This is a genomic window from Gaetbulibacter sp. M240, assembly GCF_043876815.1.
Classification (GTDB): domain Bacteria; phylum Bacteroidota; class Bacteroidia; order Flavobacteriales; family Flavobacteriaceae; genus Gaetbulibacter_A.
The window spans coordinates 862,646-885,422 of sequence record NZ_JBAWKA010000001.1; the positions used below are offsets into that span (position 1 = coordinate 862,646).

Below are 22,777 nucleotides of genomic sequence, written 5' to 3' on the forward strand. Positions count from 1 at the left end.
GTTAAATTTTTAGGGTTTTAGTGACAAGATTGATGTAAAATTCTGTTAGTGTTGTATCGTTGTTACAATCTGTTAAAGACGCGAAATGATCTTTAAAGAAATGCTGATGTAAACTGCCATCTATTACCGTATTGGCAAGACTGGAAGGAAATGGATAATCAGGATTAACCTGCAAAAAGATATCTCTCAAGCGTTGCACAATACGTTTGTAAATAATGAAGTATCCATCTTTATTTTCCTGATCAACTTTTTTGGTTAAAAAGGATTTTGAATTTTCATTGATAATGATCTGATTGAGTAAAACCTCGTTGATATGCGAAAATTTAGAATCTTCCTCAGTAGTACGCGATACGATTTCAACAGCTTTTTTCATCTTCGCTTTAGGGTCTGAAAGACTGTAGGTTTCCATAACCAATTGATACTCTATCCAGGCCCAATACCATGAGGATAGATACAAGAGTAACTTGTGTTTACTTTCAAAATAACGGTAAATAGAACTTTCATTCGAGCCAATCAATTCTCCTAATTTCTTAAAGGTAAAGGCGTCAAAGCCAATCTCGTTGATCAAAATAATGCTGTGTTCAACGATGCGTCTACCCAAATCAGAAGACTCCGGATCTTTTACATAGATCTTCTCTGGTACTGAAATTTTTAAATTTGAAAGTAAATTATTCATTTTTAATAATTTTGAGCGCAAATATAATAGTATTACTATTAAATAAGCAAACTAAACTATTATTTTTTATAAAAATTTAACAAAATTAATATCAGAAGGTTGGGTTAATAAGGCGTAAATCCCTTTAAATACAAGGATTAATGGCAATTCATATGTGCGGTAGTCATCTCCTGTATAGGGGCAGGGGAGAGATAAGGAATTCCCAAGCCAAGACCTCTAATAATAAATAGAATTGCAATAAGGCCTACGAAAATAGGGATCAAACGCTGAATATTTTGTCGTAAAGAAGTCGATATTATACTACTTAGATAAATAGCCATGGTCATTAATGGTAAGGTGCCCAAACCAAAAAGGGCCATATATAGGGCGCCCTGCCACGCATCACCGCTAGCAATAGCGGCAAAAACAGCCATATACACCAGGCCACAGGGCAACAACCCGTTTAAAATACCGATCGTAAAAAAGGTGTCTGCTGTTTTCTTTTTAAGGGCCATACCTAAACCTGATTTCACTTTTGATATCAGTTTATACAACGGATTGGTGAGGTGCGTTTTAAAATATTGTTGTCTCGGCCAAAGGATCGCCACCAACATCAACACACCTATGGCAATCGATAATTGTTGCTGAAAACCAAATAAGTAAAACCCGCTTCCCAACCAACCGAAAAGCAGTCCCATACTAGCGTAAGATATTAGTCGCCCCAGGTGATATAAGCTAATTTGGGCTATTTTCTTGTACGAATTTTTTCGATCAACAGGAAGTAAGAACGCAATTGGCCCACACATGCCAACACAGTGCAAACTCCCCACAAATCCAAATAAAAATGCCGCAAATATCATCTCAATAAATTAAAGATTGTTTGAATAAATATTCCGTGCCGTCATAATTCCAGTCTACCGTTAGGTCCCAGCGTCCTGCAACAATCTTCGCATCCGGAATCACTAAACGATGTCCCGAAAGCACCAAAGGAACTTTAAAATCCAAACCTTTGTTCGAAGGCCTGTATAGGAGCACCTGTCCCGTAATAACCTCAGTTTTCAGGTTTTCAGGAAAATAAATTACCAGCCCCTCGGCTTTGTGTTCAAACCGAATGTTTTCAGCTAGATTTTCCGCGTTTTGCAATTTATTTATCGACTCCTGATACATCAATTCTTCTTTGTAATAATCCTCTGTGACAAGGTCGTAATCATAGGTTTTATCCACCATAACGTTCACAATAAAATAAAGTATAAAGCTCATAAATCCAACAAAAGCCAGGACAATTCCGGTACCCCAATTCCATTTCATTTTTCTAATTTTTTAGGACCCAAATTCAATTTTGGGCCATGTTCATACTATGTTTTATTTGGGCATTCCCCTGTCGGGTCGGGCTATCGGCAGTCGCGCTTTTCAAGGCGCTTCAACAAAGCCTCTATCCCTAATGCGGTCTTTAAAATCGCCTCGGTCCTACGAAATTAGCCTTAGCCGTTTCAATTAATTTATCACCCTCGTAAACGCCAATTTTAATCGTATTTCGGTCGGCTTTCAATACCGCATTGTCAATATCCACAAAAAAGGTGCCCTCTGCAATACCTTGTTTAGGAATGGTTAAAGTATCATGCGTAGCTACCCGTTTTAAAGTTCCCGGACTGTTGATCAATTTTAAACGAACGTTACTAATATCCTTGGTTGTTTTATTTATCAGTTTATATGTAAAAACGTTACTGATCATATTATCTGCTTTGTGCTCATATAACTGCCCGGGTAGGCGAAGCACGGTAGCTTCCACATCGTTTCGTAAAAACAACATACCGGTAAGCATCCCGGTTAAAATGAACAAAACCCCAATATAACCTTTCATACGGCCTGTTAACCGGAACGGCTTTTTTTTGCTAATTTGAGTCTCACTGGCATAACGTATCAGGCCTTCAGGTAAATTAACGCCACGCATTATTTGATTGCACGCGTCAATGCATGCGGTGCAATTCACACACTCCATTTGCGTTCCGTTCCTGATATCAATACCGGTAGGGCAAACATGTACACACTGAAAACAATCAATGCAATCGCCATAACCCAAAGTTTCACGATCCTCATTTTTTTTAAATTTTTTCCGGCCTTTATCCCTTTCACCACGTTTGTGATCGTAGGCCACCACAATTGATTCTTCATCCAATAATACACCCTGTAACCTGCCATAAGGACAAGCAATAACACAAACCTGCTCCCGAAACCAGGCGAACACAAAATAAAATACCCCGGTAAAAATGCCTAGAGGGATTAAAGTTCCTAAATGTTCAGAAGGCCCATCTGTTACATATTCCAGCAATTTATCGCTCCCGATGAGGTATGCCAGAAATACATTGGCGATCCAAAAGGATATCAACAAAAAAATAATCAACTTCAAACCTTTTTTTATGATCTTTTCCGCATTCCAAGCTTGTTTGGCTAAACTTATTTGGTGGCCTCTGTCGCCTTCGATCCAATATTCAATACGCCGAAAAACCATTTCCATAAATATGGTCTGTGGGCAAACCCAACCACAAAATAAGCGCCCGAAAGCAACCGTGAACAGGGTTACAAAAACCACCCCAATGATCATCGAGATCACAAACAAGTGAAAATCCTGAGGCCAGAATGGAAATCCGAAAATGTGGAATCGACGCTCCAGAACGTTGAACAGTAAGAACTGATTCCCGTTTACTTTAACAAAAGGTGCCAAAAACAGGAAAGCCAGCAAACCATAACTAACCCATTTACGATATGTATACCATTTGCCATCCGGTTTCTTAGGGTATATCCAAGCGCGTTTTCCGGAGCTGGTAACCGTTCCAATCGAATCTCTAAATCGTTCTTTTTCATCGGTCTCCACAAGTCTTCCTTATTTTAATGGTTTTTTATTTTAATTCGTTGATTCTTGGTTTTCGTCGTTAGTTACTGTTGGTTCTTCCCAGAGATCGCCTTCCGGAGCTTTTGGGTTGGCTGGAGTGGTACCTTGCAGTGTTAAAACATAACTGGACACCTGAGCAATTTCTAAAGGTTTCAACTGCTGTTTCCACGAGATCATTCCTTTTCCCGATCGCCCTCCTTCAGAAATGGTTTTAAAAATATACTTTATACTACCTCCCATGATCCAGTATTTATCGGTTAAATTGGGACCAATACCACCACCACCATCAGTCATGTGACAGGGCACACAGTTTAATTCAAAAATTTTCTTTCCGGCTGCCAGATCCGAGGCATCCGTAAGTTGGGTTACAGTATTGATGTCTACCAGGTTTTTGGCTGTTTTTTTGTACTCGGCTATGGCTTCTTTGGCTTCTGCCATCTCCGTTTCAAATGCCTCATATTGGTTTTTGCCATCAAAGACGTGGTATCGTAATAAGTATATCGCTGCGAAAATAACGGTTAAATAAAAACCATATAGCCACCATGGTGGTAAGCTATTATCCAATTCTTTGATTCCATCGTAATCATGGTCTAAAATAATTTCGTGTTCTTCCTCAATCGGTTTCTGTGCGATAAGCTTTTTGTAAATATTTTTAAACCAGGTGAACTTAAAGGACTTGTTTTTGGCAGCTAAAAAAGCAGCTCGTTTTTCGGCATCCAATTTTTTAAGCATGATGTTCTCCATGGCATACAGAATACCCTCTATGGCTATAAGTATCAATAATACCAGTAGCAAGAATAGAGATACCATAGGGTAGGCTAGAAAGGCTGGTTTATCACTACCTGTATCTATACTGTATTCTACAATACCGAAAATGATAAAGAACAGGACCGGTACGCGTATCCATGATGGAATTAAGTCTTTCATTTGCTTATTGTTTTAATGTTTTTTAAATGTTTTTAATTAGAATAGAGGCTCTGAATTTCTATTTTCAAGGTCATTTGGTTCCTCCAATGGTAACCGACTTACCTTTTTGATATAGGCTTTCTTAGCAGTAAATACCCACCAGAAAAGCACCACAAAAAAGATGAAGAAAATAAGAAGCGATATGATCGGATAGATCTCTATTCCTGTAATACTATCCATATGATTTTTAACAAACTTGAGCATGGTCTTAGTTTTTAAATTAGTTATCGGCTGTTTTTTCTACATGTATATCAGTACCTAGGCGCTGTAAATAGGCAATTAATGCCACGACCTCACGATCTTTCATTTCTACAAAAGGCACCTTTTTTTCTGCCGCACTTTTTTTATTGGCCTCATAAACCTTTGCGAAATCAGGATCGGTGTAAAGGTTGGCTTCAATTTGGGCACCTTGTTCATCCATACTTAGGTTGGCGTTCGAGATTTCTTCTTCAGAATAAGGTACACCCAGTGCTACCATGGCGCGCATTTTTGCTTTTGTATTGGTTTTATCCAGCACGCTAGAGCTTCCTGAGATCAACCACGGATAACGTGGCATGATTGATCCGCTCGAAATACTTTGGGGATCGTAAAAATGATTAAAGTGCCAGATATCAGAGTATTTTCCACCAATTCGATGAAGATCCGGTCCGGTGCGTTTACTTCCCCACAAGAAAGGATGGTCATAAACATATTCACCGGCTTTGGAGTATTCACCATAGCGTTCTACTTCACTCCTAAAGGGGCGTATCATTTGTGAGTGACAGCCCACACAGCCTTCGCGAATATAAATATCCCGTCCCTCGAGTTCTAAAGGAGTATAAGGTTTTACACTTGCTATGGTTGGGATATTCGATTTTACTAACAAGGTGGGCATAATTTGAACGACACCACCAATAAGTATAACTACTGTAGCTAAAATAGTGAGCTGTATAGGTTTGCGCTCTAACCAACTGTGCCAGGTTTCTTTAGACGTACGTTTTTTACTCACGCGTTCCAAAGCAGGTGCTTCCGCTAGCTCGTCTTCCACCTGTTGACCTTTTTTCATGGTTACCACTACATTATAAACCATGATCAACATACCGGTGATAAACAGGGTGCCTCCAATGGCACGCATCCAGTACATGGGGATAATTTCTGTTACGGTCTCTAAAAAGTTACCATAGGTTAATGTTCCATCAGGATTAAATTGTTTCCACATACTGGCTTGTGTAAATCCGGCAACATACATAGGCAGGGCATATATAATTATGCCTAATGTGCCAATCCAAAAGTGCAGGTTAGCCAGCCCTGTGGAATATAATTTTGTTTTGAACAAACGAGGTATCAGATAATAAACCATTCCGAAGGTTAAAAAGCCATTCCAGGCCAAGGCACCAACATGAACATGGGCAATAACCCAGTCGGTAAAATGGGCAATGGCATTTACGTTTTTTAAGGAAAGGGTAGGACCTTCGAATGTGGCCATACCATAACCGGTAATAGCGACTACCATAAATTTTAAAACAGGATCTGTACGTACTTTATCCCAAGCACCACGAAGTGTTAATAATCCGTTGATCATACCACCCCAGGAAGGCATTAAAAGCATAACTGAAAAGGCAACGCCTAAATTTTGTGCCCATTCCGGAAGGGCTGTATATAATAAGTGGTGTGGTCCGGCCCAGATATAAATAAATATCAAAGACCAAAAGTGAACTATCGATAATCGGTAGGAGTAAATAGGACGGTTGGCCGCTTTTGGAACAAAATAGTACATCAATCCTAAAAATGGCGTAGTTAAAAAGAAAGCAACCGCATTATGACCGTACCACCATTGCACCAAAGCATCCTGAACGCCGGCATAAACCGAGTAACTCTTTAAGCCCGTTACAGGGAGTTCTAAACTATTGAAAATATGCAGCACGGCTACGGTTACAAATGTGGCAATATAAAACCAGATCGCTACATATAAATGGCGCTGACGCCGTTTGAAAATAGTACCGATGAGGTTCCATCCAAAAATCACCCAAACCAGAGCTATGGCAATATCAATCGGCCATTCTAATTCGGCATATTCCTTGGATGTTGTATACCCTAAAGGCAGGGTTATGGCGGCACTAACAATTATAAGCTGCCAACCCCAGAAATTAATTTTACTTAAAGCATCACTGAACATACGGGATTTTAGTAGACGCTGGGTAGAATAATAAACGCCTGCAAATATGGCGTTTCCAACAAAAGCAAAAATCACGGCATTGGTATGCAAAGGACGTAAACGACCAAAACTGAGCCATGAGATTCCATCCGTTAAGTTTGGAAACAGAAATAGAAAAGCCAGTAATAAACCGACCAGCATTCCTACAATACCCCACACCATTGTGGCAAATAGAAAGTTTTTTACGATTTTATTATCGTAATGAAATTGTTGCATTTCCATAGTTAGTGTTGTTTTACTTTTTTAGATTGAGTTTTTTCTGAAGATGGTTTTTTTACGAGCTCATCTTCAAACAGCATTCGAACGGATGGGGTGTAACTATCATCGTACTGTCCTTTTTTAACCGCTATGATAAACGCTGCAAAAAAGAGTATAGCCACGGCGATACTGATGCTTAATAGAATATAAATGACGCTCATAGGTGTAAATATGTTATGGACCAAAATTACAAGCCACCTCGCGCAAAAAAGATGACTTTTATCATGTTTAAAAGTTAATTCAGTTTTTTGCCTAATACATTAGAACCAATAGTGGTGAAAACCACTATACTAATAGAACTTAGAGGCATTAATATAGCCGCAATAACAGGGGCTAATTGTCCCGTAACAGCAAAATAAAGCCCCACCAGATTATAGATCAAAGAGAGCAGGAAACTCCATTTCACAAGCCTAACCGAGGCTTTGGATAGATTGATGTAATCATTTAGTTTATGTAAGACTGAAGCGTCTAGAATGGCATCGCAAGCCGGCGAAAATACATTGACGTGCTCGGAAATAGCAATACCCACATCGCTTTGTGCTAAAGCACCGGCATCATTTAAACCGTCTCCAATCATTAACACACGTGCTCCTTCAGATTGATGGTGTTTAATGTATTCCAGTTTATCTTGTGGTGATTGGTTAAAAACCAATTTTGTTTTAGCCGGAAGTAATTTTTTTAAATTGGATTCCTCTCCGGCATTATCTCCGGAAAGAACAACGAGATCATATTGCTTTTTCAGGTGATTGAACAATTTAGAAATACCTTTTCTGTATTTATTGTAAAAGGTGAACTGCCCTTTGTATCTATGGTTCGATCTGATATGAACGGTCGTATTCAATGTCGTTTTTTCACTTTGGCGTAAGCCTACGAAGTCAGCCGAACCTATTTTTAAATACTGTTTGTTGGCCTGAGCCTCAATACCTTTTCCTGTAATTTCTTCATAATCATCCAAAGGCATAATACCATTCGATCTCAAGAGTTGATATAACGACCGACTCAATGGATGATTTGATTGGCGTAAGGAACTCTTCAAAAGGACCTTTTCGGAAGCATTTAAAGGAATGCCCTCGTATTGAATTTTAGATTCTTTGGGAGAGGTGAGTGTTCCCGTTTTATCGAAAATAATAGTGTTTATCTGAGCCAGTTGCTCAATAACTGAAGCGTTTTTAAGATAGAATTTCTTTTTCCCTAAAATACGCAGTATGTTCCCAAAAGTAAACGGTGCGGCCAGAGCAATGGCACAAGGACAGGCGATAATAAGAACGGCAGTAAAAACATTCAAGGCCATTCCGGGATTAATAAAAAGCCAGATCAGGCTAGCCACTACAGCGATACTTAAAATTGCCCAGGTAAAGTGTTTGCTGATCCGATTGGTAATATTAGTAAACCCCGAGGCCTTATCACGGTTGAAGACGTCCTGATCCCAAAGTTGGGTGAGATAACTCTGGCTTAAACTATTTAATACCTTAACTTCAATGCTTCCTCCCAGTGGTTTACCACCAGCAAATAATTGGTCGCCTTCATTTTTAGAAATGAGTTTTGACTCTCCCGTTACAAAACTATAATCAATTTTGGTATGACCCTCTATAAGTTCACAGTCCACAGGAATCAGTTCTTCATTTCGAATTAAGAGTCTATCGCCCTTTTTGATATCGTGAACCGGAATGGACACCTCTTTATTCTTGGCTGTAAGTTTTGTTATTCCGATGGGGAAATATGATTTGTAATCGCGTTCAAAAGAGAGAAAACTATATGTTTTTTGTTGAAATAATTTCCCGAGCAATAAGAAGAAAACCAGACCGCTCAAGCTATCAAAAAAACCAGAACCCGCATTGAAAATAATATCGAACGTACTTCTCAGGAACAATACCGAAATGCCCAGAGCGATGGGTACATCAATATTTAAAATACGGGAGCGAAGACCCTTACACGCTGAAATAAAATAGTCGTTTGCGGCATAAAATACTACCGGTAAGGTAAAAAAGAACATGAGCCACCTAAAAAGGATTTTGTACTGTTCCAACCAGAATTCACCCACTTGAAAATATTCAGGAAACGACAGGAACATGATATTTCCGAAGGCAAAACCGGCGATACCCAATTTGTAAATAATAGAGCGGTCTATCTTTTTATTCTCCTGATCATAATCGTTAAGGCGAATAAGAGGTTCGTATCCAATCCGGCTTAGCAATTCCACTAATTCCTTTAAGGAGGCCTTTTTAGGATTGTACGAAAAGCGCAGGGTCTTCTTTCCAAAATTCACTGTAGCACCGCTAACTGCAGGATGTAACTTATTAAAATTTTCAAGGACCCAAATACAGGAACTGCAATGAATATGCGGGATAAAAAGGGTTATAATGTGTACTGTGTCATCCTGAAACTCTAAAAGTTGTTCAACGATCTTGGGATTATCCAGAAAATGGAACTGTTCTAAACTCGTTTTAGGCTTAGCACCGGGAGTTTCCTGTAAATCATAATAACAGCTGAGGTCGTGATCTTTTAATAAACTATATACAGTTCTGCAACCGTTACAGCAAAAGGATTTATCCTCAAGCTTAAAGGCGGGAGTAGTAAAGTTTAATCCGCAATGATAGCAGGTTCTTTTCGACATTTTAATAAAAAGTTCTTACCGGACAAAACTCGAAAATCCAGTGGCTTTTTTATATGATAATTATCATGTTTTATGTATTTTTACCTTAAAATCAAACTATGGGTAAGTGCGAACAATGTATTATTAAACAATTCAATTCTTTAAAGTCTCTAACTAAAGATGAGTTAATGCGAATATCCAATTGCAAAACGTCTCAAATCATAAAAAAAGGGACGGTTATTTTCGAAGAAGGTGATAGTGTAAATGGTGTTTATTGCATTAAGGATGGTGTTTGTAAATTATCTAAGCTGAGTGAAAATGGTAAAGATCAAATTGTGAAAATGGTGGTTAAAGGCCAGCTTTTAGGACAGCGCTCCCTGATTTCGGATGAAACTTCCAATTTACAGGCGACAGCTTTGAACGATATGGAAGTATGTTTTATTCCAAAAAGCGAAATTATAGCCGATCTTCAGAATAATCCAAAATTCTCTTTTGACGTCCTCAAGGATATGGCACTAGACCTTAAAGAAGCCGATGATATTATTGTAAATATGGCTCAGAAATCTGTGCGAAAGCGTTTGGCCGAAACTCTAATTCATATCCATAATAGTTTCGGTGTTAATTCCGATGGAACATTAAGTGTATTATTGTCTCGTGAGGATTTTGCGAATATTGTAGGTACGGCTACTGAATCTGCTATCCGTGTTCTGTCTCAATTTAAAAAAGAAGGCTTGATTTCTACCGTAGGGAAGCATATTAAAATTGAAAATCTCAATGGTCTCAATCGCGTTGAGTAAGTAACTACAATTTCACTATAAGAAAATCTAATTAGCCATTGTTTTTTACAAGCGTAAAAAGTATTAATTTTATACGGCTATGATAAAAAAGAATTTTAGTAAAAAGGGCTTTGTGTTTAAGAAATATGAGGCACCTGAAAAATCTCCATTCGATAAACTTTTCGAAGTTTTTAAAGAACTTATCACACACACTTCTGGCGATTTTGATGAGGCTATCGATTGGTTACGAGAATTGGATAAGGAATACGAATTAACCACACCCGATTATTCAATCGATGACTTTATAGAAGATCTTAAAAAGAAAGGATATCTGAGAGAAGAAATTGATATTGATGGAAATGGTTCGTTGGCAATAACAGCCAAAACGGAACGTGCTATCAGGCAACAGGCTTTAGATCAGATATTTGGTAAGATCAAGCGCAGTGGACAAGGAAATCATAAAAGTAAAAGCCCCGGTTTAGGTGATGAACATACCGGCGATTTCAGAGCCTATCAATTTGGTGATGCTCTGGATAAGGTTTCCATGACTGAAAGCCTGCGTAATGCTCAAATTAATCATGGTATTGGTGATTTCAGTTTAACTGAAGATGATCTGGTAGTAGAAGAAACGCTTCACAAATCTCAAATGAGTACCGTGCTTATGATCGATATCAGTCATAGTATGATCTTGTATGGTGAAGATCGTATCACACCTGCCAAAAAAGTAGCGATGGCCCTGGCTGAGTTGATCACTACGCGATATCCCAAGGATACGCTGGATATTTTAGTATTTGGTAATGATGCTTGGCAGATTGAAATAAAAGATTTGCCCTATTTAAAAGTAGGACCTTACCATACAAATACTGTAGCTGGTTTAGAATTGGCCATGGATCTGTTGCGCAGAAAACGAAATACCAACAAGCAAATATTTATGATTACCGATGGGAAACCCAGCTGTATGCGTTTACCCAACGGTGAGTATTATAAAAACCCGAATGGCTTAGATCGGCATATTGTGAACAAGTGTTACGCTATGGCGCAACAGGCCAGACGATTACACATTCCAATCACGACGTTTATGATTGCTCAAGATCCTTATCTGATGCAATTTATCAGGGAGTTTAGTCATGCGAATCAAGGAAAAGCATTTTACACTGGATTACAAGGATTGGGCGAAATGATATTTGAAGATTACGAAAAGAACAGAAAAAAAAGAATAAAAGGCTAGTACCCGAAAAAAAACGATATGAATTTAGAGTTAGTTAAAACACTTGGACATTTAAAAAAGTTTGAATACCAAAGTAAATCGATAAAGGATGAATTACGTGATAACCTTATTGAAAAAATAAAGCAGAAGGAAACTACTTTTGAAGGGATCTATGGCTATGAGAATACGGTTATACCGGAGCTAGAACGAGCTATTTTGTCCCGTCATAACATTAATTTATTAGGCCTGCGGGGTCAGGCCAAAACCCGATTAGCCCATTTGATGGTTAATTTATTGGATGAGTATATTCCTGTGGTGGAAGGTTCAGAGGTTAACGATGATCCTTTCAACCCCATTTCACGCTATGCTAAAGAATTAATAAAAGAAAAAGGTGACGATACACCAATTACCTGGCTCCACCGCACTGAGCGTTTTGCTGAAAAGCTGGCAACACCCGATGTTACTGTAGCTGATATTATTGGAGATGTGGACCCTATAAAAGCAGCAAATTTAAAGTTGAGTTATGCCGACGACAGGGTGATCCATTACGGTATGATCCCGCGTGCTAATCGCTGTATTTTTGTTATTAACGAGTTACCAGATCTGCAGGCGCGAATCCAGGTGGCCTTATTTAATATATTACAAGAAGGCGATATTCAGATTCGCGGTTTTAAAGTGCGTTTGCCTTTGGATATGCAATTCGTGTTCACCGCAAACCCGGAAGATTATACCAATAGAGGTAGTATCGTAACGCCTTTAAAAGACCGTATTGGATCTCAGATACTAACACATTATCCTGAAGATATTGAAACCGCTCGGGCGATCACTGAGCAGGAGGCACGCGTGGTTGAAGGACAAAAGAACACTGTGATGGTACCTGATCTGGCACGGGATTTATTGGAACAAATTGTCTTTGAGGCGCGAGAAAACGAATTTATAGATGCAAAAAGTGGTGTGAGTGCTAGATTGAGCATTACTGCCTTAGAAAATCTTTTGAGTACCGCAGAGCGTAGAGCACTTTTATCCGGTGATAAGATTACCATGTTGCGATTAAGTGATTTCCTGGGTATTATTCCAGCGATAACAGGTAAGGTAGAGTTGGTTTATGAAGGGGAGCAAGAAGGTGCAGCAGAGGTAGCTTATAAATTGATAGGCGAAGCTGTTAAGAGTCTTTTTATGGAGTTCTTTCCGAAAATTGAAAAACTTCAGAAGCAGGATGAAGAAAGTCCTTACGACGATATCGTTTCGTGGTTTTTTAATCAGAAGGATGGTTTTGAATTATTTGATGATCTGAGAGATAAGGAGTATAAAAGTCGCTTAGACGCTATTTCTCCTCTAGATGATCTTCTAGGAAAGCATCAGCCAAAATTGAGCAAACAGGATAGTTATTTTGTAAAAGAATTTGTGCTTTGGGCTCTGGTTGAGTTTAAACTTCTAAGTAAATTTAGATTTTCCGAGGGGTTACAATTTAAAGATCCCTATGGAAGTTTTATCAATGATATTTAAATGAAAAGAGAGGTAAAAAGCCTCTCTTTTTTTATTAAAATTAACCTGTTTTTTGAGAATATTTTCCATTGAAAATTAAAATAGGGGAGGTTTTTCCATTATTGATATGGCAAAAATCATGTGGCTAATTTTTAATATTCGTATTGAGCCGCTTTTTGGTTGGTACATTCCAAATTACGGTCAGAATACCTGTTTATTTCTTGCATATTAGTACTGGAAAAGCTATATTTTGGAAAACCATAAGGTTATTTTAAAGAACTTATTTTAAATTAAAAACATATTTATGAGTAACACCGAAGATGATAATGTACCGGATATTAAGCTTCTTTCATTTGATATCGATAATACGCTTATAAATTTTCACACCCATAAAAGTAATTTTCCAAAAGTTTGGACCCAATATAAACCAGAACACAACATCTTGCTTACCTATAACACGGGGCGTTTATTGGATGATGTTCTGGGTTTAATAGAAAAAGGTACGTTGCCCGAACCTGATTATATAATCGCTGGGGTAGGGACGTTAATCTACGATTATAATAAAAAGCAGACTGTAAAAGAATTCAATGAGATCCTCGATGACGGCTGGGATCTTAAGGCAGTCGAAAACATTATTAAAGAGATAGATCACCCGATAAGTGAGCAGCCATTAAAATTTCAACATGCTTACAAGCGTAGTTATTTCTTTTATGACGCTCCTGAAGCTTTGATCGATGAGATCGAAAAGGAATTTAAAAAAGCCGGAATGCATATCAATGTGGTTTATTCGGGGGAGCAATATTTAGATATTTTACCAAAATGGGCCAATAAAGGAAATGCGCTGCAATGGTTATTGCAGAAACTGGATATAGACTCGCATCATACTCTGGTAGCCGGTGATAGCGGTAACGATTCTGCTATGTTCGATGTAGAAAACGTAAAAGGTATTGTCGTGGCAAATGCGCATGAAGAACTTTATAAGTATACCAAATACCGTCAAATTTATCATGCAGAATCTGTTCATGGAGATGGGGTTATTGAAGGCTTGGTCTATTATAAGATTTTGCCCAAAGATGCTATGATTGCCAGAAATGAAGATCATAAAGACGAATTCTTTATCAAAAAGGAACGCGAAATCTTAGCGACTGAAGATGAAGATGAAAAAATAAAGCTCATTCGGAAAGGCTATAAAAAAGCCATTGTAGCTCTAAAAAAGAATATCACCCCTTTAGGGTTTTCAGCCTGTTCTATCCAAGATAATATAACCAAAGGAACCGATCAAAATTATCATAGTGTTTGGGCCAGAGATGGCGCCATTACCGTGATAGGTTCTCTTCCACTTGTTGGAGATGAGGAAATACATAAATGCCAAAGGCAAACCTTGCTCACTCTGGTTGAGCATATTTCACGAAACGGTCAGATTCCTTCAAATGTTCAGATCAAAGATAATGTAGCTGACTATTCCGGTGTCGGTGGAATTTGTTCTATTGATAGTGGAATCTGGGTGATTATTGCGTTTTATGAATATGTACATGTTACTAAAGATATTGAGTTTTTAAGAGCGCATATTGAAAATATTAAGAAAACCATGCAATGGCTCGGTGCACATGATAGTAATAATGATGCTTTACTTGAAATTCCTGAAGCGGGTGACTGGACGGACCTTTTTGGTAGAAGTTATAACATTCTTTACGATGAAATTATTTGGTATCGCGCTAATGTATGCTTTGGTAGAATGATGGAAATGCTAGGTGACCATGAGCAGGCGGGAGAATATATCAGATGGTCGCAGGTGATCAAAAAAGAAATATTACAGAATTTTTGGCCAACGACACAGCAGCAATTATTTCAATCAGTTTCCTTTGCCGAAAAGCAATTTACACTTGGAGATACGTCTTATTTAATTGCGCAAACAACACCATTTGATTTTAGTTGGCGTTGTGATATTCTAGGTAATATTCTGGCCTTTTTACATGGTACGGTTGATTCAGAAAAAGCACATCAAACCTTTAAGTTTATGTTGGGTGTTGGGGTAAACGATCCGTATCCTGTTGCCAACGTGTATCCGGTGGTGAGCCCTGGAGATCCGGATTGGCGCCCTTATTATACGGTTAATTTATTGAATCTTCCTGATCATTATCACAATGGAGGAATTTGGCCTTTTGTTGGCGGCTATTGGGTGAAGTTTATAAATAAGCTTGGCTTTAGAGATGTGGCTGTGTCAGAACTTTATAAACTGGCCTTGATCAATAAAGAAGGTATGACCGACGAATGGGAATTCACGGAATGGGCACATGGTAAAACAGGAAAACCGATGGGAAAATCCTATCAGGCTTGGTCGGCAGCACAGTATATATCTGCTTGTCATGACCTTGGAATAACAAAAAAGTAACTAATATTTTAAATTATGAAATCTATATTAATGATCTCCCTGCATGGTTATGTGGGAGCAAATCCAGAATTAGGAAAGCCCGATACAGGAGGGCAGGTAGTTTACGTTTTGGAGCTCGCAGAACGCTTTAGTAGGCTTGGAAAAAAAGTAGATTTAGTAACCAGACGTTTTGAAGACCAGCCCGAATATGACCACGTGGATGAAAATTACAGTGTATGGCGTATTCCATTCGGTGGCAAAAAGTTTATCCGAAAGGAGGATATGCATGACCATTTAAAAAAGTTTGTAACCAACTGTTTGGCGGCGATCAAAAAAGAAGGAAAAAAATATGATGTTGTTTATTCTCATTACTGGGATGCCGGTTGGGCCGGACAAAAAATTGCTGAAGAATTAGGCGTTTCTCATGTACATACACCGCATTCTGTAGGCTGGTGGAAGCAACACACTATGGGAAGTGATATGGATGAAAAAGAAATGGAGCAAAAATACCGTTTCAAAGAACGTATCCGAAAGGAATATTTTGTGTACCAAATGTGTAACCATGTTATTGCTACTACTATTCCGCAGGTCGATCTCTTAACCAAGCAGTACGATGTTTTGCCAAAGAACTGTAGCATGATTCCGCCGGGTATTGATGAAAACCGCTTTTTTCCGGTTCCGACGAAGGAGAATGATAAAATGCGATCGAAATATGATATTCAACCTACAGATATTTTAACCTTAGGTAGAATGGCCCACAATAAAGGATATGATTTACTTATCAAATCGTTGCCAACCGTGTTTGATCTATGTCCCGAAGCACGTCTGGTAGCGGCTATTGGTAGTGGTAGATCAGATCAGGATGATGAAGGTGTGAAAAAATTGAAGGAATTAGCGAAGGAACTGGGCGTAATGGATAAAATTATTTGGAAAAATTATATCGCCGACGATGATCTCGCCAATGTATACCGATCCGCTAATATTTTTGCTATGCCTTCTCGTTATGAGCCATTTGGTATGGTAGCTATTGAGGCTATGGCCTGTGGAACTCCTAGTGTTGTTACGGTTCACGGTGGATTATACGATCTGATCGATTTTGGAAATCAGGCTTTGTTTGCCGATCCTCATCGTCCGAAAGAATTTGGGGCTATGCTAGCCATGCCTTTATTGTATCCGAAAATGCGTAATGAACTTTCTGTTGAAGGTGCCCGTTTCGCACGCCGTAATTTTGGGTGGACTGGTATTGCAAAACGAATGTTGCAGGTATTCAAAAGTTCCATTAATCAACGTACGATGGAATCAAATTTATTTAGCTAAATTTGAATTATGTCACGTATTGTTTGTTTCGGTGAAATTTTATGGGATGTGTTTCCAGATCAAAAGAAAATTGGAGGCGCACCCTTGAATGTGGCTATCCGGGCAAGCCAGTTTGGTAATCATGTGAGCATAATCAGTGCTGTAGGGAAGGATGACTCAGGCGCAAAGATTTTAAATTTTTTAAAAAATCATGCCGTGAATACCGAGGCGATTCAAACTTCCGATTCCTATAAAACGGGAGAGGTACAGGTATCTCTTAATGAAAAAGGTTCTGCAACATATACGATAGCCTATCCCAGTGCCTGGGATAATATTGAAATCACTGAAACCTCAGAAACACTGGTAAAAGCTTCCGATGCATTTATTTTTGGGAGTTTAGCTACCAGAGATGCTGTTTCCAAACAAACCCTTTTCAAACTTTTGGACCATGCCAAATTTAAAGTCCTCGATCTTAATTTGAGGCCACCACATTATAACACTGAAACACTGTTAAAGCTAATGGAGCGAGCCGATTTCATTAAATTAAATGATGAAGAACTGTATGAGGTCAGTGAATTTATGGGGTCTAAATTCAACTCCTTAGAGCAAAATCTAAATTTCATAGCAGATAAAACCAGTACAAAACAGCTTTGTGTAACAAAAGGACCATTTGGGGCTGTGTTGCTTTTTGAGAATAAATTATATTATAACAGCGGTTATAAAGTAGTCGTGGCCGATACAGTAGGCGCAGGAGATTCCTTTTTAGGAACCTTGATTAGTAAACTAGTGCAAAATGAATCTCCTCAAAAGGCTTTAGATATCGCCTGTGCCGTAGGAGCTTTGGTTGCAAAAAGTGAAGGTGCGAATCCCGAGCTGAGCGCACAAACGATTCAGAATTTCATGCATCCCTGAATACATTCTTATAGCTTTTTAAAGCCTTTCAGAACTGACATAAAAATTCTGATCCACTTTTATACTTGGATTAGGTGTATCCAATTCTATAGATTTCCAGGTTATTTCTGGATCTAACCAAACCCATTTACCATTAACACTCACCTTTATAGGCATTTTAAAGCCATCCACAACATTAGACCAACGGAATTTTAAAGTGTTGTCCATAGTTATGTAAAGTAAAATTGGAATGCGAGTATCTCGCAAATACTGATCAAAGAAAGGTTTTAGATCCATACCTGCCTGTTCACTGATATAATTTTCTATTTGTTTAGTGGTTACTGTTTGATGATAGAATTCTCGGTTTAACCCTCTTAAAATATCGCGCCAGTTTTCATCATCGTTAATAACCTGTCTTAGGGTGTGTAGCATATTACTACCTTTGTAGTACATGTCACCAGAACCTTCATTATTAACATCATAATTCCCTATTATCGGCTTATCATTCTTAATGGAGTTTCGCATGCCAATGACATATTCAGAAGCCGCTTTTTTACCATAATAATATTCCACGAATAAACTTTCGGAATAAGTAGTGAAGCTTTCATGGATCCACATATCTGCAATATCCTTGTAAGTAATATTATTGGCAAACCATTCGTGACCAGATTCATGAATAATAATATAATCGAATTTGAGGCCCCAACCCGATCCTGATAAATCACGACCCTTGAAACCATTAATATATTGATTGCCATAGGTTACCGAACTTTGGTGTTCCATACCTAAATAAGGTGCTTCCACAAGTTTAAAACCATCTCCATAAAAAGGATAAGGTCCGAACCAATATTCGAACGCCTTCATCATTTTAGGAGCATCCTTAAATTGTTCTTTAGCCTTTTCTAAATTATAGGGTAGTACATAATAATCCATGGTTAGATTACCTGATATACCATCGTAAACCTCCGAGAACTCCACATAATTGGCAATATTAATATTTACTCCATAATTATTGATTGGATTTTTAACAAACCAATTGTATGTTTTTGTATCACCATATTGCTCAATACTACGTAAACGACCGTTTGAAACATCCATGAGGTTTTTTGGAACATTAACACTGATTAGCATACTATCCACTTCATCATACATATGGTCTTTACAAGGCCACCAAACACTTGCGCCTAATCCTTGACAAGAAGTAGCTATAAAATGATTACCGTCCTTATCCTGGTCCCATGTTACGCCGCCGTCCCAAGGCGGTCTGACAGCTTCTTTTGGATTCCCTTCATAATAGACATCCAGACTATTAACAGCACCAATTTTTTGAGGTTCTTTCAAATAAATAAAATGCGCATTGCCTTCGTCCTTAAATGTAAGTTCCTGATTGTCCTGAATAACTTTGGTTATTTTCAACGGTGCCTGTAAATCGATCTGCATTACCGACTCAGATTGTAAAACTTTATATTGAACTGTGTTCTTTCCTGAAATAAATTTTTCATCGGGTTTAACCTCTATATCAAGGTGGTAGTATGTTAAATCCCACCAAGCGCGCTCTGGAGTAATACTCCCTCTTAAAGTATCTTGATGTGTAAACCTCATTTCTTCCGATGAAAGTAACTGTGCCCGCATAGGTAAGGCACTTAAAATTATTAAAAGAGCTATAAGGAACTGTTTTTTCATTTTTTTGTATTTTCTTAAAAATAAGAAAAAAATGGATATTGACTAATTGTCAATCTCGAAATACCTTGTTGGGAAACACTACTACACTTTCGAAGCCATTCTCTCCAACTGCAGCAACCCCAAAAAAGAAATTATCAATAATAATCCCATCTAATTTAAATTCAGTTATATCGCCAACATACCGACTATTATCCCAGGTGGGAGAAGTCGTGTCACGCCAGTAAATTTTGTATCCTTTTGCACCTTCAACTTTATCCCATTTTAGTTTTACTGACGGTTCAACGATACCTCCAATAGCTACATTTTCAGGTGAAGGTGGGGCCCAGGCAATGCTCGCTAAATTGATGGCATTTACGGCGGTCAATTTTTTTGCATAACCGAAATTAACACCCTCGATAACATCGCCATATTTTATACCATTTTCTATACGAATATCCTGGTGCTGGTGAGTATAATCTTCATGGGCTTCCATAATACGAATTCCGGCAAAGCCTAAATCATTGAATGATCGATGATGCCCGCCACGACCAAACCGGTCCAAGCGATAGACCATCATTGGATTCATTTCAGGCATATACTTCTTTACATTTTTATGAACGTAGCGTGCCAATTGTCTTGAAATACCGTCAACCTCACCACCATAAAATCTCCGCATAACTCTTTGACGCTCGGTTTCAGTTGGTGGAACGGGTTCCGAAAAAATTCGAAAAGTACGATTGTCAATAATACCGTCAACCCCTTTAATATTTCCAATCATATCGTTATTAAAAACACCGATGATTTCCCAACCTTTTTCTTTCGCATAGGCAGCCAGACCAGCACCACCGAAAAGACCTTGCTCTTCGCCGGAAAGCCCGGTATATATAATACTGTTCTCGAATTTATATTTTGAAAGGACTCGGGCGGCTTCAATAGTTCCAGCCATTCCAGAAGCATTGTCGTTAGCGCCCGGAGCATCCGTAGTGAAATCCATAGTATCGCTGGCTCGCGAATCAATATCGCCACTCATGATAATATAACGATTAGGGTATTTGGCTCCTTTTTGAACGGCAACAACGTTTACTACCCAAGCATCATGTGGTACCCGATTGTTACCTTCTTTGGTAACCCAATCTTTTTGATAAAAAACATCCAAGCAATTATCGCAGCTCTTCGAAATAACATCAAATTCAGATTTTATCCAGCGTCGTGCTGCACCTATACCACGTGTATCGGATATAGTATCACTAAAGGTGTTTCGGGTTCCAAAATTAACAAGTGTTTGAATATCATTTTGAATACGGTCTTCAGAAACGGCATCAATGATGTTGTAAATTTTTTGATCGTTTTGTGCGTAAATTGCTGCAGTAAAACATATTAGTGCAAGGGAGATTAACTTTTTCATATTTTTTTAATTTCACCAACCATAGAAGTACTATTTTAATGATGGAGGTTGGTATTATTCATTTTTTTAAATGCCCATTATGGGCTTTCATCAATCAAATTTTTGTCTAAAATAAAAAAAAGCAAGTTAAGAGTTTGTTAATATGGTGTATGAATTTAAATACCATAAAAAAACGCCTCAGAACTGAAAGTTCGAGACGCCTTTTTTAGAGTTAGTCTAGTTACTCGTAATTTAGAAGCAATATTTGTTTTCAGAAATCACTTTACTCGCAATTGTATTGCGAAGTTCAATGATGTTTGGCATGTTCACGTATTTTATATAGCGTTTCAAGCCCATTAACATCATTTTTTGTTCATCTCCTGTAGAGAAGGAAATAATAGAATGTTTACCAGCGGTTTCAATCACATCTATGGCATGAAATAAATTTAGTTTAGCCATGGCAATTTGAGCTTTTGCAGCATCTTCACCGTCTTTTTTAGCCATTTTTTCAGCGCGCAAAATAGCTGATTCTGCCAAATAGATCTGAATTAAGATATCGGAAGCCGCCAACATCAATTGTTGTTGCTTTTCAATCTCCTCACCATATTTTTTCAAAGCAGCTCCAGAAACCATTAAAAATAATTTTTTAAGATTTTTAATGATATTCTTCTCCTCTGAAAATAATTCTGAATAATCAGGTGTTTCAAACGACGGAATACCGGTAAGCTCTTCCGCCACAGCTTGTGCTGGTGTTAATAGATCGACGTGCCCCTTCATGGCCTTTTTGATTAACATACCAATACATAGCATACGATTGATTTCGTTAGTCCCTTCATAAATTCTGGCAATACGAGCATCACGCCATGCTGATTCAATTGGCGTGTCTTCAGAAAAGCCCATGCCACCAAATATTTGAATTCCTTCATCCGTACAATTTTGAGTATGCTCCGAAACAGCAACTTTTAATATGGAACACTCAATGGCATATTCTTCAACACCTTTAAGTTCTGCTTGTTGTTCAGAATCTTTATCATTATTTTTTCTTATTTCGATACGGTCTTCAATATTTTTGGCCGCGCGGTAGCAAGCTGATTCACCCACCCAGCAATTGGTAGCCATTTCCGCAATTTTTTGTCGTATAGCTCCGAATTTTGCAATAGGCGTATTAAATTGAATACGTTCGTTAGCATAATTAACGGAAACTGAAGTTGTTCTACGTTGTGCATCTAAGCATGCCGCTGCCAATTTGATTCGACCGACATTAAGGGCATTCATGGCAATTTTAAAACCGTTGCCACGTTCTGATAACATATTTTCAACTGGAACAACTGTTTCATTAAAAAACACCTGACGGGTAGAGGAGGCCCTGATTCCTAATTTGTGTTCTTCTTCACCCATGGTAATTCCGTTTGGGTTTTCAGGATCGTATTCTACTATGAAACCGGTAATGTTCTTGTCATCTTCAATTCGAGCAAACACGATCATCAAACTACAAAATCCGGCATTGGAGATCCACATTTTTTGCCCGGTGATCTTATAACTTTTACCATCTTCGGATAATACCGCTTTTGTTTTCCCAGAGTTGGCGTCACTACCGGCGCTAGGCTCTGTTAAACAATAAGCACCAAACCATTCTCCTGTTGCTAATTTAGGAACGTATTTCTTCTTTTGCTCCTCGGTACCGTATAGGGTGATGGGCATCGTACCAATTCCGGTATGTGCACCAAAAGCCGTGCTGAAAGATCCTGTAGCTCCAGAGATATAATCACATACTAACATGGTATCTACAAAGCCTAAACCCATACCACCATAAGCTTCGGGCACCGCAACACCTAAAAATCCAAGTTCGCCAGCCTTTCGCATACAGCTTTCTGTTAATGCGTAATCTTTCTTTTCAAATTCAGGCTTTTTCGGCCAGATCTCACGGTCCACAAATTCAGTTACCGCTTCTTTCATCATGAGTTGATCTTCATTGAAATCCTCAGGGGTAAAAACGTCTTCACATTTGGTTTCCTTTACCAGGAATTGACCCCCGCGTAAAATATCTTTCTCTGTTGTTTCCATTGTTCTATTAGATTTAAAGTATCAAGAATTAAGAATCTGGACAAAATCGCCAGAACTATTTCTCAAATTGTATTGTAATTAATTT

Annotated in this window: 18 protein-coding genes; 6 read left to right on the forward strand and 12 right to left on the reverse strand. The window is 38.3% G+C overall.

The annotated features are described in order from the left end of the window. Nucleotide 1: 1 nt before the first annotated feature. The 9 genes from V8G61_RS03870 to V8G61_RS03910 all read right to left on the reverse strand — a co-directional run bounded on the left by V8G61_RS03870 (nt 2) and on the right by V8G61_RS03910 (nt 9,577). On the reverse strand, nt 2–676 hold the full coding sequence (locus tag V8G61_RS03870) for a TetR/AcrR family transcriptional regulator (RefSeq protein WP_394874115.1): 675 nt from the start codon (nt 674–676) through the stop codon (nt 2–4). A 137-nt stretch (nt 677–813) separates the two neighbouring features. After that, nucleotides 814–1,515, reverse strand: a complete 702-nt coding sequence (locus tag V8G61_RS03875; RefSeq protein ID WP_394874116.1) for a sulfite exporter TauE/SafE family protein — start codon at nt 1,513–1,515, stop codon at nt 814–816. 1 nt (nt 1,516) lies between these two features. After that, nucleotides 1,517–1,963: a FixH family protein gene (locus V8G61_RS03880; protein ID WP_394874117.1), complete on the reverse strand. Its 447-nt coding sequence runs from the start codon at nt 1,961–1,963 to the stop codon at nt 1,517–1,519. 142 nt (nt 1,964–2,105) lie between these two features. Beyond that, complete coding sequence (gene ccoG, locus V8G61_RS03885) at nt 2,106–3,527, reverse strand: cytochrome c oxidase accessory protein CcoG (RefSeq protein ID WP_394874118.1); 1,422 nt, start codon at nt 3,525–3,527, stop codon at nt 2,106–2,108. Nucleotides 3,528–3,557: 30 nt separating this feature from the next. Then, nucleotides 3,558–4,472, reverse strand: coding sequence for a cbb3-type cytochrome c oxidase N-terminal domain-containing protein (locus V8G61_RS03890; protein ID WP_394874119.1), 915 nt, complete (start codon nt 4,470–4,472; stop codon nt 3,558–3,560). 36 nt (nt 4,473–4,508) lie between these two features. Beyond that, a complete protein-coding gene (locus V8G61_RS03895; RefSeq protein WP_394874120.1) occupies nt 4,509–4,715 on the reverse strand; it encodes a CcoQ/FixQ family Cbb3-type cytochrome c oxidase assembly chaperone in 207 nt (68 codons plus the stop codon). Between the two features lie 16 nt (nt 4,716–4,731). After that, nucleotides 4,732–6,927 (reverse strand): cytochrome-c oxidase, cbb3-type subunit I, encoded by a 2,196-nt coding sequence (gene ccoN / locus V8G61_RS03900; RefSeq protein ID WP_394874121.1) that lies wholly within the window; start codon nt 6,925–6,927, stop codon nt 4,732–4,734. Nucleotides 6,928–6,929: 2 nt separating this feature from the next. Further along, nucleotides 6,930–7,124: a cbb3-type cytochrome oxidase assembly protein CcoS gene (gene ccoS, locus V8G61_RS03905; protein WP_394874122.1), complete on the reverse strand. Its 195-nt coding sequence runs from the start codon at nt 7,122–7,124 to the stop codon at nt 6,930–6,932. Between the two features lie 74 nt (nt 7,125–7,198). Further along, nucleotides 7,199–9,577, reverse strand: coding sequence for a heavy metal translocating P-type ATPase (locus tag V8G61_RS03910; protein WP_394874123.1), 2,379 nt, complete (start codon nt 9,575–9,577; stop codon nt 7,199–7,201). 98 nt (nt 9,578–9,675) lie between these two features. On the opposite strand from V8G61_RS03910, the gene V8G61_RS03915 reads away from it, so the two are divergent. The 6 genes from V8G61_RS03915 to V8G61_RS03940 all read left to right on the forward strand — a co-directional run bounded on the left by V8G61_RS03915 (nt 9,676) and on the right by V8G61_RS03940 (nt 17,603). After that, nucleotides 9,676–10,353 (forward strand): Crp/Fnr family transcriptional regulator, encoded by a 678-nt coding sequence (locus tag V8G61_RS03915; RefSeq protein WP_394874124.1) that lies wholly within the window; start codon nt 9,676–9,678, stop codon nt 10,351–10,353. A 79-nt stretch (nt 10,354–10,432) separates the two neighbouring features. Further along, complete coding sequence (locus V8G61_RS03920; protein ID WP_394874125.1) at nt 10,433–11,560, forward strand: VWA domain-containing protein; 1,128 nt, start codon at nt 10,433–10,435, stop codon at nt 11,558–11,560. Nucleotides 11,561–11,578: 18 nt separating this feature from the next. Beyond that, nucleotides 11,579–13,045: a magnesium chelatase gene (locus V8G61_RS03925; RefSeq protein ID WP_394874126.1), complete on the forward strand. Its 1,467-nt coding sequence runs from the start codon at nt 11,579–11,581 to the stop codon at nt 13,043–13,045. Between the two features lie 283 nt (nt 13,046–13,328). Beyond that, nucleotides 13,329–15,416, forward strand: a complete 2,088-nt coding sequence (locus V8G61_RS03930; RefSeq protein WP_394874127.1) for an HAD-IIB family hydrolase — start codon at nt 13,329–13,331, stop codon at nt 15,414–15,416. Between the two features lie 15 nt (nt 15,417–15,431). Next, nucleotides 15,432–16,712, forward strand: a complete 1,281-nt coding sequence (locus V8G61_RS03935; protein WP_394874129.1) for a glycosyltransferase — start codon at nt 15,432–15,434, stop codon at nt 16,710–16,712. A gap of 9 nt (nt 16,713–16,721) precedes the next feature. Next, on the forward strand, nt 16,722–17,603 hold the full coding sequence (locus tag V8G61_RS03940; RefSeq protein WP_394874131.1) for a carbohydrate kinase family protein: 882 nt from the start codon (nt 16,722–16,724) through the stop codon (nt 17,601–17,603). Between the two features lie 18 nt (nt 17,604–17,621). Here V8G61_RS03940 and V8G61_RS03945 read toward each other — a convergent pair whose 3' ends face one another. From V8G61_RS03945 to V8G61_RS03955, 3 genes are all read right to left on the reverse strand, one after another. Further along, entirely contained in the window at nt 17,622–19,265 is a 1,644-nt protein-coding gene (locus tag V8G61_RS03945) for a M1 family metallopeptidase (protein WP_394874132.1), read from the reverse strand. A gap of 49 nt (nt 19,266–19,314) precedes the next feature. Then, entirely contained in the window at nt 19,315–20,649 is a 1,335-nt protein-coding gene (locus V8G61_RS03950; protein WP_394874133.1) for a M28 family peptidase, read from the reverse strand. Nucleotides 20,650–20,880: 231 nt separating this feature from the next. After that, nucleotides 20,881–22,692, reverse strand: coding sequence for an acyl-CoA dehydrogenase family protein (locus V8G61_RS03955; RefSeq protein ID WP_394874134.1), 1,812 nt, complete (start codon nt 22,690–22,692; stop codon nt 20,881–20,883). Nucleotides 22,693–22,777 lie beyond the last annotated feature (85 nt).

What these genes read in the sequence shown, in the direction of transcription:
- V8G61_RS03870 (WP_394874115.1), bottom strand. Translation starts at nt 676, where the DNA reads ATGAATAATTTACTTTCAAATTTAAAAATTTCAGTACCAGAGAAGATC.
- V8G61_RS03875 (WP_394874116.1), bottom strand. Translation starts at nt 1,515, where the DNA reads ATGATATTTGCGGCATTTTTATTTGGATTTGTGGGGAGTTTGCACTGT.
- V8G61_RS03880 (WP_394874117.1), bottom strand. Translation starts at nt 1,963, where the DNA reads ATGAAATGGAATTGGGGTACCGGAATTGTCCTGGCTTTTGTTGGATTT.
- V8G61_RS03890 (WP_394874119.1), bottom strand. Translation starts at nt 4,472, where the DNA reads ATGAAAGACTTAATTCCATCATGGATACGCGTACCGGTCCTGTTCTTT.
- V8G61_RS03895 (WP_394874120.1), bottom strand. Translation starts at nt 4,715, where the DNA reads ATGCTCAAGTTTGTTAAAAATCATATGGATAGTATTACAGGAATAGAG.
- ccoN (WP_394874121.1), bottom strand. Translation starts at nt 6,927, where the DNA reads ATGGAAATGCAACAATTTCATTACGATAATAAAATCGTAAAAAACTTT.
- ccoS (WP_394874122.1), bottom strand. Translation starts at nt 7,124, where the DNA reads ATGAGCGTCATTTATATTCTATTAAGCATCAGTATCGCCGTGGCTATA.
- V8G61_RS03910 (WP_394874123.1), bottom strand. Translation starts at nt 9,577, where the DNA reads ATGTCGAAAAGAACCTGCTATCATTGCGGATTAAACTTTACTACTCCC.
- V8G61_RS03915 (WP_394874124.1), top strand. Translation starts at nt 9,676, where the DNA reads ATGGGTAAGTGCGAACAATGTATTATTAAACAATTCAATTCTTTAAAG.
- V8G61_RS03920 (WP_394874125.1), top strand. Translation starts at nt 10,433, where the DNA reads ATGATAAAAAAGAATTTTAGTAAAAAGGGCTTTGTGTTTAAGAAATAT.
- V8G61_RS03925 (WP_394874126.1), top strand. Translation starts at nt 11,579, where the DNA reads ATGAATTTAGAGTTAGTTAAAACACTTGGACATTTAAAAAAGTTTGAA.
- V8G61_RS03930 (WP_394874127.1), top strand. Translation starts at nt 13,329, where the DNA reads ATGAGTAACACCGAAGATGATAATGTACCGGATATTAAGCTTCTTTCA.
- V8G61_RS03935 (WP_394874129.1), top strand. Translation starts at nt 15,432, where the DNA reads ATGAAATCTATATTAATGATCTCCCTGCATGGTTATGTGGGAGCAAAT.
- V8G61_RS03940 (WP_394874131.1), top strand. Translation starts at nt 16,722, where the DNA reads ATGTCACGTATTGTTTGTTTCGGTGAAATTTTATGGGATGTGTTTCCA.
- V8G61_RS03945 (WP_394874132.1), bottom strand. Translation starts at nt 19,265, where the DNA reads ATGAAAAAACAGTTCCTTATAGCTCTTTTAATAATTTTAAGTGCCTTA.
- V8G61_RS03950 (WP_394874133.1), bottom strand. Translation starts at nt 20,649, where the DNA reads ATGAAAAAGTTAATCTCCCTTGCACTAATATGTTTTACTGCAGCAATT.
- V8G61_RS03955 (WP_394874134.1), bottom strand. Translation starts at nt 22,692, where the DNA reads ATGGAAACAACAGAGAAAGATATTTTACGCGGGGGTCAATTCCTGGTA.